Origin of the sequence: Sutcliffiella deserti (genome assembly GCF_020037475.1) — a bacterium.
Taxonomy (GTDB): Bacteria; Bacillota; Bacilli; order Bacillales; family Bacillaceae_I; genus Sutcliffiella_A; species Sutcliffiella_A deserti.
Genome location: NZ_JAIQDB010000001.1, coordinates 600,781 through 613,451, shown reverse-complemented (window position 1 = coordinate 613,451; position 12,671 = coordinate 600,781). Strand labels below are relative to the sequence as shown.

The following is a 12,671-nucleotide window of genomic DNA, read 5'->3' as shown; positions in this document are numbered from 1 at the left end:
TTAACACGCAATTCGTAACCAACTTTCCCAATATAAAATTCATAAAGTGAGTGGTAGACTTATGTTAATAATTCTTAATATTAGGAATTATAAAAAAACAAAAGGAGTGGAGTTTATTGAAAAAGTGGTTAAAAGGTTTTTCTGTAATCATTGTAGCAATCATGGCTTTCACATTAGCATTCGGTTCTGCCGAAGCTGGTGCGTATGGATCTAGTGCAAATGAAAAGAAGGAATACTTAATCGGCTTTAACAATAAAGCTAGTGCAACATCTTCCAAGAATCTGGTTACGGCTGCTGGTGGCGATGTCGAACATGAATTTCAATATATGAAAGTTCTGCACGTTACCTTACCAGAGAAAGCTGCAGAGGCACTAAAGAAAAATCCCAACATCGCTTTTGTTGAAGAAAACCTTGTTTACCAAGCTACAGCTCAAACTACTCCATGGGGAGTAACACATATTAAGGCAGACAAAGCCCATGCTTCAAATATTACAGGAACTGGTGTGAAGGTAGCCATTTTGGATACTGGAATTGATGCGAGTCATTCTGATTTAAATGTAAAAGGGGGAGCTAGTTTTGTATCGGGTGAACCTAATGCTCTAACCGATGGTAATGGGCATGGAACACATGTGGCTGGAACGGTAGCCGCCTTAAATAATACAACAGGTGTATTAGGGGTTGCTTACAACGCAGACCTTTATGCAGTAAAAGTATTAAGTGAATCTGGCAGTGGTACATTAAGTGGAATCGCACAAGGAATTGAATGGTCCATTGCTAATAACATGGATGTTATTAATATGAGTTTAGGCGGAAGCTCAGGTTCAACAGCGCTGCAACAGGCTTGTGATAATGCTTATGCAAATGGAATTGTGGTAGTTGCGGCTGCAGGAAATTCGGGTTCACGCGGAAAAAGAAACACTATTGGTTACCCTGCTAAGTACAGTTCCGTTATAGCAGTGGGTGCTGTTGATTCGAATAACAATAGAGCATCTTTCTCTAGTGTAGGTGGAGAGCTGGAAGTAATGGCTCCAGGTGTAAGTATTTTAAGTACAACTCCTGGTAATACCTATTCGTCTTTTAATGGTACATCAATGGCATCTCCTCATGTTGCAGGAGCAGCAGCATTAATTAAAGCGAAATATCCTAGCTTATCAAATGTACAAATTCGTGAGCGCTTAAAAAACACAACAACATACTTAGGTGATTCCTTCTATTACGGTAGTGGTGTCATTAATGTAGAAAAGGCTTTGCAATAATCCAAGAATGATATAAACACCCCACTTGCAGTCTTTAGGCATGTAGGGTGTTTGGTTATCTTTCCTATCGGCTTTTTAAACTTTGTTAGATTAGCTTAATAGAGTTTAAATTTCCGCTTTCAAAAAGGTAGGCTGGAGACCTCGTAGCAGAGGCTCCAGCACCGCCCCATGGAACGAGTAGCCTATTTCGGAAATCAATAGCAGCGTTTAACACAGCCCCCAAAAAAAGAAAGGATTGATTCTAAAATGAAAAAGTTTTTATCAGTTTTATTAGCAATTGCACTAGTGCTCTCGTTTTCTTTTTCACCTGGAGAGGCAAATGCAACTAACAAACCTTTATTCAAAGATTACCTTATTGGTCTAAAAAGTCCTGCTTCTAAACAAACCAACAAAATAGTGTCCACTCTCGGGGGATCGGTTAATCATCAATTTAAGCATATGAATGTACTTCAAGTATCCTTGCCAGAAGCAGCAGTAACTGCATTAAAGAAAAATCCTTTAGTGTCTTATATTGAAGAAGACATCGAGTATCATATTGACGCTCAAACAGTCCCTTACGGAATACCTCACATTAAAGCGGATACCGCTCACGCTCAAAATGTTACAGGTTCTGGGGTGAAGGTGGCGGTGTTGGACACAGGAATTGATGCAAGTCATGAGGACTTAAATGTTGTAGGAGGAGCAAGCTTTGTTGCAGAGGAGCCCGATGCACTTTCAGATGGAAACGGGCATGGTACACATGTTGCAGGAACAATTGCAGCTCTTAACAATAACTTAGGTGTATTAGGTGTTTCCTATGATGTTGATTTATATGCAGTGAAAGTTTTAAGCGGTGGTGGAAGCGGAACATTAAGCGGTATTGCTCAAGGAATCGAATGGGCGATTGATAACGATATGGATGTTATCAATATGAGTTTAGGTGGGAGCACGGGTTCAACGACTCTAAAACAAGCAAGCGATAACGCCTACAATAGTGGAATTGTTGTCGTGGCAGCCGCAGGTAATAGTGGGTCCTTCTTTGGACTAATCAATACTATCGGCTATCCTGCACGTTATGACTCTGTCATCGCGGTAGGTGCAGTAGATTCCAATAACAATCGTGCTTCCTTTTCTAGTGTTGGCAGTCAATTAGAAGTGATGGCTCCAGGGGTAGACATCAATAGTACATTGCCTGGAAACCAATATGGATCCCTTAATGGGACATCCATGGCATCCCCTCATGTAGCAGGTGCAGCAGCGTTGATCCTTGCAAAGAATCCTGGCTTATCAAATGTAGAGGTAAGACAAAAACTGCGCGATACAGCTACAAATTTAGGTTCTGCCTTTAATTACGGTCATGGAGTTATTAATGTGGAAGCTGCATTACAATAAAGTAAAGCGATGAAATCTTCTTTTAATATGAGGATAGTAGTAGATGATTGATGAAAACAGAACTTCGTTAGTTGATAATTGAAGCAAAAGACGTATACTACGGTGTTCGCCCGCGGTAGGCTGGAGACCACGCAGGCTAGTCGAGGAGGCTCCAGCACCCCCGTGAAACACGTAGCCTTTTGCGGAAATCAACAGCGGCGTTTAACAAAACCTAATTTAAAAGAAAAAGAGCACGACAGCAACGATTGTAATGAGCGGGACCCGCTTACGTAAAAGCAACAATCGATGCAAAATGAAAATTACGTTTTTTTATATAGGTGTTTGCCCCGATTAATCGGGGCGGATGTCTATTTTTTTCCCATTTAAGTCAAAATGCTCGTGATTATGAGGATTATAGCTAATATATTCAGGTTAGAGGCTTATTTAGGGTGAAAATTCGATAGCTGGGCAAATTTTTTAGTTAATCTGATATGATTTGTGGTTTCATCTAACACATATTTGTCTATCATCTAACAATTTTTGTAATTCATCTAACAACTTATGAAATTCATCTAACAACTTTCAATACCCTTCTAACAAATTTCCAAATGTATCTAACAAACCCTGTAATTTATCTACCTTTAAAGTTAACCTAAAAACTCCACAGGCTAACACAAACTAAACAATAGCAACAATCTATGGGAAAACTGCCATTAAGAAAGAATAAGTTTCTGTACTTTGCAGATATCAAGTTCTAGAGCTATTATTTTTGACTTCACTCGTATAGCAAATCGAGAACTGCCGGACAGCTCTTCGACGTAAAGTAGGTGTTATTATCCATTTATCGGGTGAAGGGGCAGGGGAGATAAATAAAAGTATAAGGATAGAGCAGGATGATGTACCAGAAAAAGTTAGCTCGGTTTAATGTTCTGAACAATTTTGTAATAAAAAAAGCGACATACTCTGTATGTCGCTCTTCCTCTTTTAATAGGACAAATCTTTCAAATACTTCTCCATCCGATCCATCGCTTTTTCTAAAGTTTCCATATTATAAGCATAAGAAATTCTTACATACCCTTCTCCAAGAGTAGAAAAGGCACTACCAGGTACCACAGCGACCCCTGCTTGTTCAACCATTTTAAGTGCAAATTCGAAAGAGGATATCTTATATTTTTTTATAGAAGGAAACAAGTAAAAGGCTCCGTTAGGTTTTACAACGTCCAATCCCATCTTTACTAGTCGACCATAAACATATTCCATCCTATGCTGGTATTGAATTTTCATTTCATTTGCATCATCTTTTCCGTGTGTTAATGCTTCAAGTGCAGCATGCTGGGAAATGGAAGTGGCACATGAAACATTGTATTGATGCACTTTTAACATTTGCTTCATGAGGTATTCTGGTCCAAAAACCAGACCAATTCTCCAGCCTGTCATCGAGTGAGATTTAGAAACACCGTTTACCACAATGGTTTTGTCTCTCATCCCAGGTAAGTTAGCAATGGAAGTATGCTCACCATTAAAAACAAGTTCACTGTATATTTCATCTGACAGGACAAAAATATCCTTATCATTCAAAAGATTAGCGATTTTTTGCAACTCTTCCTTAGAAAGTGAAACTCCAGTAGGGTTGGAAGGGTAGGGGAGGACTATACACCGCGTTTTTGATGTTAGATGTTTTTCCAATAAGTCTGCTGTAAGCAAGAAATTCGTCTCACAAGTGTCGATATGTATGGGAGTAGCACCACAAAGCTTTATAATAGGCTCATATCCAGGGTAAACGGGCCCTGGTAGGATAACCTCTGAACCTGGTTCTAAAATCGTGCGAAAAGTAATATCGATCCCTTGGCTTGCACCTACAGATACAATAACCTCGGACTCCGGATGATAGGTTAAGCCGTATTTTTCGAATACAAATTCGGTAGCTGCTTCTCGTAGTTCTATAATACCAGCGTTTTGTGTATAAGTAGTTTGATTTACTTGAATTGCTCTAACTCCAACTTCTTTTACATGAGCAGGAGTAGGAAAATCAGGTTGTCCTATTGTTAAGCTAATAACATCTTCATATTTTGCCACTAAATTAAAAAATTTACGAATCCCTGATATTTCTATACCTCGGACATTTTTATTGATTAAGTGTTCCATAATTGGCTCCTTTTTTTCCGGATAGTCTATGTACAGAATAGTATAAGCCAGTTTATTTGTCCTGTCCAAAGGATTATTTAAGTTAGGTGTTGTATATGTAATAATAGTTATTATTTGTCTGGGGGAGTGACATTGATTAAAATTTGGTTTGTTCTTCTTGCATTTTTTGGTGGTATCTTAGGGGGAATACAGGCACCAATAAACAGTCAGCTTGGTAAAAGAATTGGCAGTCTAGAAGCATCATTTGTTTCTTTTTTTATTGGTACTTTATTTTTATTATTGTTAACTGCCTTTTTTGGAAAAGGCAATTTACTTCATTTACCTACTGTTCCTAAATGGCAGTTAGCTGGTGGGTTCCTTGGTGCATGCTTTGTCACTTTTGTCATTATAGCCGTTCCTAAAATTGGTGTAGCGTTGACGATTATTTCTCTTATAGTTGGCCAGATGATTGTCAGTACCGTTATTGATCACTTTGGACTATTTGGAGGGGCGAAAATTCCAATGAATAGCCAGCGGTTGATTGGAATCTCTTTAATGGTTATCGCTCTACTTTTTATTTATAGGGGAACCATGCCTGTAAAATAACTTTAACGAGACTAGGTATCTAGAGGGGCTCCTTGTTACCTAGTTAAAGGCATAGAGCGCTTATTGTTTACATGTTTACGAGGGAAGTCCTATAAAAATATGTAACAAGTAGGATAGGAAAAAAATAACATGTAAGTTAAAATAATATTAATCACAGAATATTCACACAAATGTAAAAATCGTTGCCTCCATTGCCTTTCATACAGTTACTCCTTTCATCTTAGTTTTGCTGAGATTTTGGTGTCTGTTGGAATCCGTCTGAGAGGGGATAGTGTAATGGAAATTGTATTTGAGATTTGGTTAAGGCTGTTTGAAGTTTATGCCGGAGAAATGTTTTTTCAAGAATCAACATCGGGGGTCTTTTCTTTTATGATTATTGGAGTGCTAGCGTATTTGTACAAGCAAGAGAAGAGTGGGAAGAAGGAAAGATGCTCTTGTTGCCGCATGAGAGAATTGGAAAGAGAAAAACAAGACAAACTTGGATGAACCCCAATAATCAGAGAGAAGCGGAGTATCATTTCCGCTTCTCTTCATTGTCTACGGTTTTAACATTTTTTAAAAGGCTGTTCCTGCATTCATTATTCCTTTTACGTAAGAGAGCCTTAAAGAAATCTTAACTGGCAAATGCATGTCCAGTGTAACCATTATTTTCTCAATACTAACTTAATCTCTAATGAAGATGGGCGAATCTGTCAACTAATTCATTATATTGTGTAGAAAACTTGGTGAATTTTTCCTTATTTCTTGTGCTCAAAGCGTGATCTATTTCGCTCATAAGCCTTTTTTTGTGAAATTGAAGTACAGAGGAATCGACGATGATTTGGGCCATTTTCTCCTCGTCTGTCATATCTAAGCTTTGAAGATTGGATACGGAATGTTCAGGTTGAAAAGCAAAATGTTTATTCATAATTTCTACCCCCTGTGTGCAATTTGATTTCGGAAAAGGCTTATTTTGAAAGATATAGTGAAAAAATCCCTCATCCTTTTTCTTATTATCTGATACTTTGTGGAATTTGTGAAGTGTTATTATCGGAAAATTTAGATATATCAGAAAAAATAATGGTGTTTTTACCAAAAACTATCTTTTATATTAACGATTTAATTTATGTATACCCAAAAGTAGAGAGGAAAAAACAGGTTAGATATAAACGGAGTTGTACAAAAATAAAGCAGGTACTGATGTATTTGGAAGAAGAACTGAATAGGGAAATTCGTAATTATTCCTTTTAATATCAACTTATACGATTTTTACACTTGAATTAATCTGTAAAAACGAATAGTATTATAAAGGTTTCATAATTACATTCGTCTTTGGAGGATTAAATACTAATGGAAAACTTTTTTAAATTTAAGGAACATAGAACTACTTTTAAAACCGAAGTGTTAGCTGGTGTTACTACCTTTTTGACAATGGTCTACATAGTAATTGTAAATCCAGCCATTCTTTCAGCTGCTGGAATACCTTTTGACCAGGTTTTCATGGCTACTATTATTGCCGCAGTTATTGGTACTCTAATTATGGGCGTATTTGCAAAATACCCAATAGCTGTTGCACCAGGGATGGGGCTTAATGCATATTTTACAAGTATAGTAGCGACACAGGGTTTAACGTACCAGGCTGTTCTTGGTACAGTTTTTTTAGCAGGTTTAATTATCATTCTATTAAGTTTAACAAGCTTGCGTAGAAGGTTAATTGAAGCCATACCTGCTCCACTTAAATTCGGAATTACTGCAGGTATAGGGTTATTTATTGCTTTTCTCGGCTTGAAAATGGCTGGAATTGTGCAACCAAATACTGACACCTTAGTAACAATGGGGGATCTCACTCAACCGGTAACGGCACTTGCAATTGGAGGACTGGTTATTACTCTGGTTTTAATGGCGAGAAAAGTAACTGGTGCTTTATTTTTTGGAATGGTTATAACTGCAGTTGGCGGGATTTTCTTTGAATTATTACATTTTGAGTCTATATTTTCGGCTCCACCTGTTCCGACCCTCATTGATTTAGGGGAGTCTGTTAGGGGCGTTGTTGGAAACAGTTTATATACCGTAGTATTTGCTTTTATCCTTGTAACAATCTTTGATTCTACTGGAACACTTGTTGGGGTATCAGAACAAGGTGGCTTCATGAAACAAGGGAAGCTTGCACGAACCAAATCAGCTACCCTCTCGGATGCTTTTGCTACAACGATTGGTGCAACATTAGGTACAAGTCCTTCTTGTGCTTATATTGAATCATCAGCTGGTGTTGCTGCAGGAGGAAGAACAGGTTTAACTTCTGTTGTAGTGGCTTTTTTATTTTTAGTTTCAATGTTCTTTTCTCCAGCAATCGGTGCAATAGCTTCCTTGCCAGCAATAACAGCCCCGATTCTTATCATAGTCGGGTGCTTTATGATGGAAGGTCTAGCAAAAATAAATTGGCGAAACTTTGATGATGCTTTCCCGGCGTTTATCATTATTTTAACCATGCCACTAACATCAAGTATAGCGACAGGAATTGCATTAGGGTTTATCTCCTATCCAATCTTAAAAATAGCAACAGGTAAATGGAAAGAAGTACATCCTCTAATTTTTATATTTGCGGTTATCTTTCTGGTTCAAATAATCTTTTTCCCGATGCATTAAAAATAAAAAGAACCTGGGAAAATATTATAGGCGCTTTTCTTAAAGATTGTTGCTATAAGCCCGAAAAAAATCGGCAATTGGATTTTTTTCTGTCCGATTCACTCAAAATAAAGAGTAATTTCTTAATTTAAAAGGAAAAGAGCACGATAGCAATGTTTGTAATGAGTGGTATGAGTGGTATCAAATTACACAAAAGCAACAATCAATATGAAACAGCCTTTAAATAGAAAGTGGCTGAGACAAGAGTGTTTTAGCTTAAGAAAAACCCGAACTAATTTGAGTTATAAGATCAAATTAGTTTGGGTTTTTAATGTGTTCAAATATACGTTAGTTTTAAGGTTACTCAAGCGGTTGATTGGAGTGCAAGACGAAGACTCCTGCGGGAGAAGTGGCCAATGTGAGACCCCGCAGGCGAAGCCGAGGAGGCTCACGGGTCACCCGCGGAAAGCGAAGTCTTGCACGGAAATCAATAGCGTCTGTTAGAGTAGGCACTAAAATTGTTCGTCTTTTGTAAGAGTTATTTCAGTTTTGTCCCAACCTCTTTCCACACAAAAAAATCCTATTGTCCCAACCACTTTTTATTTATCTAGTTTCCTTGCGAATAATCCTTTTTTTGCATCTTCATAGAGCTGTTTGAGCCATTTTAGTTCAACTTCGCATAGTTCATGGGCATTTTCCATGATTGCAACAGAGCCATGGGAGGCACCTTTGCCGTAAAGGTTATACACTCTTTTAAGCATTTCCAACTGATATTTAGTGTGTTCAATACGAGCACTTAATAACTCAAGAATTGAAGATGATTCACCATGGTGGATAAATGCTAATGCAGTATAGAGAGGGTGGTAATAAGTGGTTTCTGATTTAAATTGTTTTTTTAGCAGATCGTGAAATGCAGCTTTTCCTTCTTCTGTAATATAGTATATGGTCTTATCTGGTCGTGTTTGATCTTTAATAACCTCTCGAATGGCTATATGTTCAAGCTCCACCAGCTTATCTACAGCGTAGTATAAAGAACCCTTTGCAAGTTTAATATAATGCTCCATATGACGTTCCTGTATTATTTGCTGTATTTCATAGGGGTGTTTATCCCCCTCCATTAATAATCCCAGTATGACAAGTTTAGTAGCCAATTTACTATCCACCTTCTTGAGAAATCTGTTCTATAACGTTTTCTCTTTTTTACTATTATATAGGAAAAGCAGAAAAGATTCATTTTGTAAGGTAAGCCCAAATGGAAGTCATGAAAGTATACAATTTAAACATAGTGTAGTATGGGAAGGGTTTATATTATTTATGGAAGAAAAAATGGTTCAAGGGGGCTTATAGTATGTCTTACATTATGTATCCGCATCACCAAGGAACGTACCCTGCATACCCTAGTAATTATTTTCGGCAAGCGCAGCAACCCTATTATTACACATCATCTTACTATCCAAGAAACCAGCAAGGTTCATTTAATTCCTCGTTTGAAAAGACCTGGAGAGCGATGCAAGAAGATCTTGAACCTATATATGCTAAGCTAGAAGAATTTAATATGAATCGGGCAACTTCCATGTTTCTTGTTCAAAGACTGGCGGTATATACGACTAATAATAGCACTGGAGTTACAGGATCCTTCAGTCAAAAGGTTAACCAGTTATGGGATCTATTTGTTCAACAAAATATTTGGATCATGAATTTAGTAGCCGCGTATCGAATTCCATTATCGGAAGCGGAAAGACTAGGGAAGAAGGTTATACGTATTACTTTGGAAACTTCAGGTTTTTCTCCAAGTCTAGAATGGAATGGCTGGGGGAATCTTGGGGGACAATTATCATCCGGGCCAAGTGTAGCTTTTTGGGATCGTAATCGATTAGACGTTTTTGCTCGCGGGAGTAACCGAGAACTTATTCATACATTCTGGAATGGTACTAAATGGAGTGAGTGGGAATCGCATGAAGGTAATATTTCATCATCCCCAGCTGCTGTTTCATGGGGCCCTAACAGAATAGATGTGTTCGCACGTGGTGAGAATCAAGAACTTATTCATAAATGGTGGGATGGTTCTAAGTGGAATGAGTGGGAAAATATGGGTGGTGTGCTAACATCATCCCCCTCGGTAACCTCTAGAGGAGCTGAGAGACTTGATGTTTTTGTAAGAGGGACTGATCGTGCATTGTATCAAAAATATTGGAATGGTCAAAAATGGAGTGAGTGGATTAACCTTAATGGAAATTTAACATCTGCTCCAGGAGTAGTATCGTACGGACCTGATAGAATTGATGTCTTTTCAAGAGGGGAACGACAACAATTGATTCATAAATATTGGAATGGGCAACAGTGGAGTGATTGGGAAAACCTAGGTGGGATATTAACTTCTAGCCCTACAGCAGCATCTTTTGGTCCCAATAGGTTATACGTATTTGCCCGAGGAGACAAATTTCAATTAGTTAATAAATATTGGAACGGTAGACGGTGGAGTGATTGGGAGGAAGTTCATGGTCAGATAACCTCAGAGCCTTCAGCGGTATCATGTGGAAGGAATCGCATCGATGTGTTTGCTCGTGGCGAAAACAATCAACTGCTGCACCTATGGAAAGGATAAATTCTATATTATCATGTATGTCATTTAAGCCGATTCATTATATCGGCTTTTTGCTGTCACTTATTATCAGTAGACACGATTAAAGTAGGGCACCTATAATGGATAAGGATGCATTTATAATTTGTAAAGTGATTTTTGGAGGAAACAACAACAATGATTTATTTGATAAAGCCCTTAATTGTTAACATAACCATAATCTTTTCCTTACTTTTTAACCTGAATATGTTTTTTCCCTTTAGGAAAAGGAAGCCATTAAGCAAGAAAGAACAGACAATTTTTGCTCTTTTCGGAGCATTTGCTGCATTGTTATGTATGCTCTACCCAATTGAAACCCTTAAAGATACTCATTTTGATTTACGCACGATCCCTATTTTAGTTGTCACTCTTTATGGAGGTCTTTATCCAGGCCTACTATGTACTGTGATAGTAGCGACTGTTCGTTATTTCATAGGAGGCGAATTTTTATATGTTGGAATCGTTATTTCAGTTTTAGCATTAATAATTGCTCTAACTTTTCGGACTATATTCTTAAAGAGTAATAATAAGATTGTAATAGGTCTAATAATTCTTGCTTTTTACTACTTAGGTTATATTTTTCTTTTATATCATACTGTTCCGTTTTTAGATATACAATTTTATATAGTTTATTTTTTATCTTTTTTCGTTACTTTTATAAGTATCATCATAGTAGTGGAACGACTAATCGTTGCTAACAGACAATTTGATGAAACTTTATATTTGGAAAAATTATCAACTATCGGTCAAATGGCGGCTGCCTTTGCACATGAAATTAGAAACCCAATAACTACAGTACGCGGTTTTATACAGTTTATCTCCACAGAAACCAAAGATGAAAAGTTAAAGCAATTCGCTCCTCTTATTTTAGAGGAATTAGATCGGACGAATAAGATTATCACCAATTACCTTACAGTGGCAAAGCCAACACCTTTTTCCTTGGAATATGTAGATGTTAACAAAGTACTAATGGATTCGATAGAGTTGTTGCGACCTTTCGGCTCTTACCGGAATGTCTCACTTGATCTTGATCTTGTGGGAACACACTATATATACAGTGACGAACAACATCTTAAGCAAGCACTAATGAATATTTTGAAGAATGGAATAGAGTCGATAAAAGTGGAAAATGGCGGATATGTAAAAATAAAAAAGCAAGAGGGAGCAGTGAAGGGAACGATTGAAATCACCTTCGTAGATAATGGGATTGGAATGACAAAACAAGAGCTCGAAAAAATAGGACTGCCCTTTTACACAACTAAAACAAAAGGAACAGGACTTGGAAGCATGATTACAAATAGATTGATTCACGAGATGAAAGGCAGAATTTATTATGAGAGCAAAGAAAATAAAGGCACAAATGTCACTGTTATATTACCGATAGCTAGCAAATATTTATAAACCTAAGATTAAAAGGCAGGCTTTAGACAAGTGTCATAAAGCTTGCCTTTGTTATAGATCCGCTTGATTAATTGTTAATATTAAAAGAAATCCAAAACTTTAAGAATCTTTTTTTACAGCAGAAATTTTCCCGCTTTCTGGACTTACCCTATACCACCCACGGGTTAATTTTTCAGGCTTATTATTAAAATGCACTAGATCATAAACACGGAATAGGTAGTGATTATCTTTGAATCCTTCAAAAGAAATAGTGGAGCTATCATTTTTTTGTCGGTTTAAATGTTTTTCTACCAATAGTTTAGCTTCTTCTTTAGAGTAATACTCTTTGTCCTCAAGTTGGTCTTCGAGATTAAGTGTGATCTGGTTCCTTGCTCCAATAATCATATCCTCATCTGATGGAATTTCTTCATTAAAATGTGTTTGTGTAAGGGTTGGTGGATTTTCTCTAGATTCGGTTTCTTGGCCATTTGTTCCACAGCCACTTAAAACCATTATTACCGATAAAGTAAATAAAAGTTTTGTCACTCTGTACTACTCCCCCCTTCAGAATTATTATTTTCCTTAGTATGAAGCACGCTGTATGCAACTATTCAATTTTTTAAGTAAAGCAATATTAAAAGCCTACATTCACACTATTAAGGAGTTATATTTTGTATCCTATTTCTTCCGGTTAGATCTCAGGAATGACTAAGTAAGGAAACTGTATAAAA

General features: G+C 37.2%; 11 protein-coding genes. 7 read left to right on the top strand and 4 right to left on the bottom strand.

Features of this window, described 5'->3' with window-relative positions:
- The first annotated feature begins 161 nt into the window (after positions 1-161).
- On the top strand, positions 162-1,256 hold the full coding sequence (locus K9B36_RS02960) for a S8 family peptidase (protein WP_223700984.1): 1,095 nt from the start codon (positions 162-164) through the stop codon (positions 1,254-1,256).
- A gap of 234 nt (positions 1,257-1,490) precedes the next feature.
- Positions 1,491-2,627: a S8 family peptidase gene (locus K9B36_RS02955; protein ID WP_399201372.1), complete on the top strand. Its 1,137-nt coding sequence runs from the start codon at positions 1,491-1,493 to the stop codon at positions 2,625-2,627.
- 963 nt (positions 2,628-3,590) lie between these two features.
- On the opposite strand, the gene K9B36_RS02950 is transcribed toward K9B36_RS02955, so the two are convergent.
- Positions 3,591-4,751 carry an aminotransferase A gene (locus tag K9B36_RS02950; RefSeq protein ID WP_223700507.1) on the bottom strand — a complete coding sequence of 387 codons (1,161 nt, stop codon included), beginning with the start codon at positions 4,749-4,751 and terminating at the stop codon, positions 3,591-3,593.
- A gap of 132 nt (positions 4,752-4,883) precedes the next feature.
- Here K9B36_RS02950 and K9B36_RS02945 point away from each other — a divergent pair, with 132 nt between their 5' ends.
- A complete protein-coding gene (locus tag K9B36_RS02945) occupies positions 4,884-5,336 on the top strand; it encodes a DMT family transporter (protein ID WP_263399249.1) in 453 nt (150 codons plus the stop codon).
- Positions 5,337-5,612: 276 nt separating this feature from the next.
- Complete coding sequence (locus tag K9B36_RS02940) at positions 5,613-5,822, top strand: hypothetical protein (RefSeq protein ID WP_223700506.1); 210 nt, start codon at positions 5,613-5,615, stop codon at positions 5,820-5,822.
- A 184-nt stretch (positions 5,823-6,006) separates the two neighbouring features.
- Here the strand turns inward: K9B36_RS02940 and K9B36_RS02935 are convergent, their stop codons facing one another.
- Positions 6,007-6,243 (bottom strand): IDEAL domain-containing protein, encoded by a 237-nt coding sequence (locus K9B36_RS02935; RefSeq protein ID WP_223700505.1) that lies wholly within the window; start codon positions 6,241-6,243, stop codon positions 6,007-6,009.
- Between the two features lie 422 nt (positions 6,244-6,665).
- Here K9B36_RS02935 and K9B36_RS02930 point away from each other — a divergent pair, with 422 nt between their 5' ends.
- The gene (locus tag K9B36_RS02930; RefSeq protein ID WP_223700504.1) at positions 6,666-7,961 is read left to right on the top strand and encodes an NCS2 family permease; all 1,296 of its coding nucleotides are present in this window, start codon (positions 6,666-6,668) and stop codon (positions 7,959-7,961) included.
- A 578-nt stretch (positions 7,962-8,539) separates the two neighbouring features.
- Here K9B36_RS02930 and K9B36_RS02925 read toward each other — a convergent pair.
- Positions 8,540-9,091, bottom strand: a complete 552-nt coding sequence (locus K9B36_RS02925; RefSeq protein ID WP_223700503.1) for a PadR family transcriptional regulator — start codon at positions 9,089-9,091, stop codon at positions 8,540-8,542.
- A 197-nt stretch (positions 9,092-9,288) separates the two neighbouring features.
- On the opposite strand from K9B36_RS02925, the gene K9B36_RS02920 reads away from it, so the two are divergent.
- Complete coding sequence (locus K9B36_RS02920; protein WP_223700502.1) at positions 9,289-10,545, top strand: DUF346 domain-containing protein; 1,257 nt, start codon at positions 9,289-9,291, stop codon at positions 10,543-10,545.
- 153 nt (positions 10,546-10,698) lie between these two features.
- A complete protein-coding gene (locus tag K9B36_RS02915; protein WP_223700501.1) occupies positions 10,699-11,961 on the top strand; it encodes an ATP-binding protein in 1,263 nt (420 codons plus the stop codon).
- Positions 11,962-12,060: 99 nt separating this feature from the next.
- On the opposite strand, the gene K9B36_RS02910 is transcribed toward K9B36_RS02915, so the two are convergent.
- A complete protein-coding gene (locus K9B36_RS02910; protein ID WP_223700500.1) occupies positions 12,061-12,486 on the bottom strand; it encodes a hypothetical protein in 426 nt (141 codons plus the stop codon).
- Between the last annotated feature and the right edge of the window lie 185 nt (positions 12,487-12,671).

Excerpts from the sequence above, each read along its gene's own strand:
- K9B36_RS02935 (WP_223700505.1), bottom strand. The coding sequence starts at position 6,243 with ATGAATAAACATTTTGCTTTTCAACCTGAACATTCCGTATCCAATCTT.
- K9B36_RS02950 (WP_223700507.1), bottom strand. The coding sequence starts at position 4,751 with ATGGAACACTTAATCAATAAAAATGTCCGAGGTATAGAAATATCAGGG.
- K9B36_RS02920 (WP_223700502.1), top strand. The coding sequence starts at position 9,289 with ATGTCTTACATTATGTATCCGCATCACCAAGGAACGTACCCTGCATAC.
- K9B36_RS02915 (WP_223700501.1), top strand. The coding sequence starts at position 10,699 with ATGATTTATTTGATAAAGCCCTTAATTGTTAACATAACCATAATCTTT.
- K9B36_RS02960 (WP_223700984.1), top strand. The coding sequence starts at position 162 with ATGGCTTTCACATTAGCATTCGGTTCTGCCGAAGCTGGTGCGTATGGA.
- K9B36_RS02930 (WP_223700504.1), top strand. The coding sequence starts at position 6,666 with ATGGAAAACTTTTTTAAATTTAAGGAACATAGAACTACTTTTAAAACC.
- K9B36_RS02940 (WP_223700506.1), top strand. The coding sequence starts at position 5,613 with ATGGAAATTGTATTTGAGATTTGGTTAAGGCTGTTTGAAGTTTATGCC.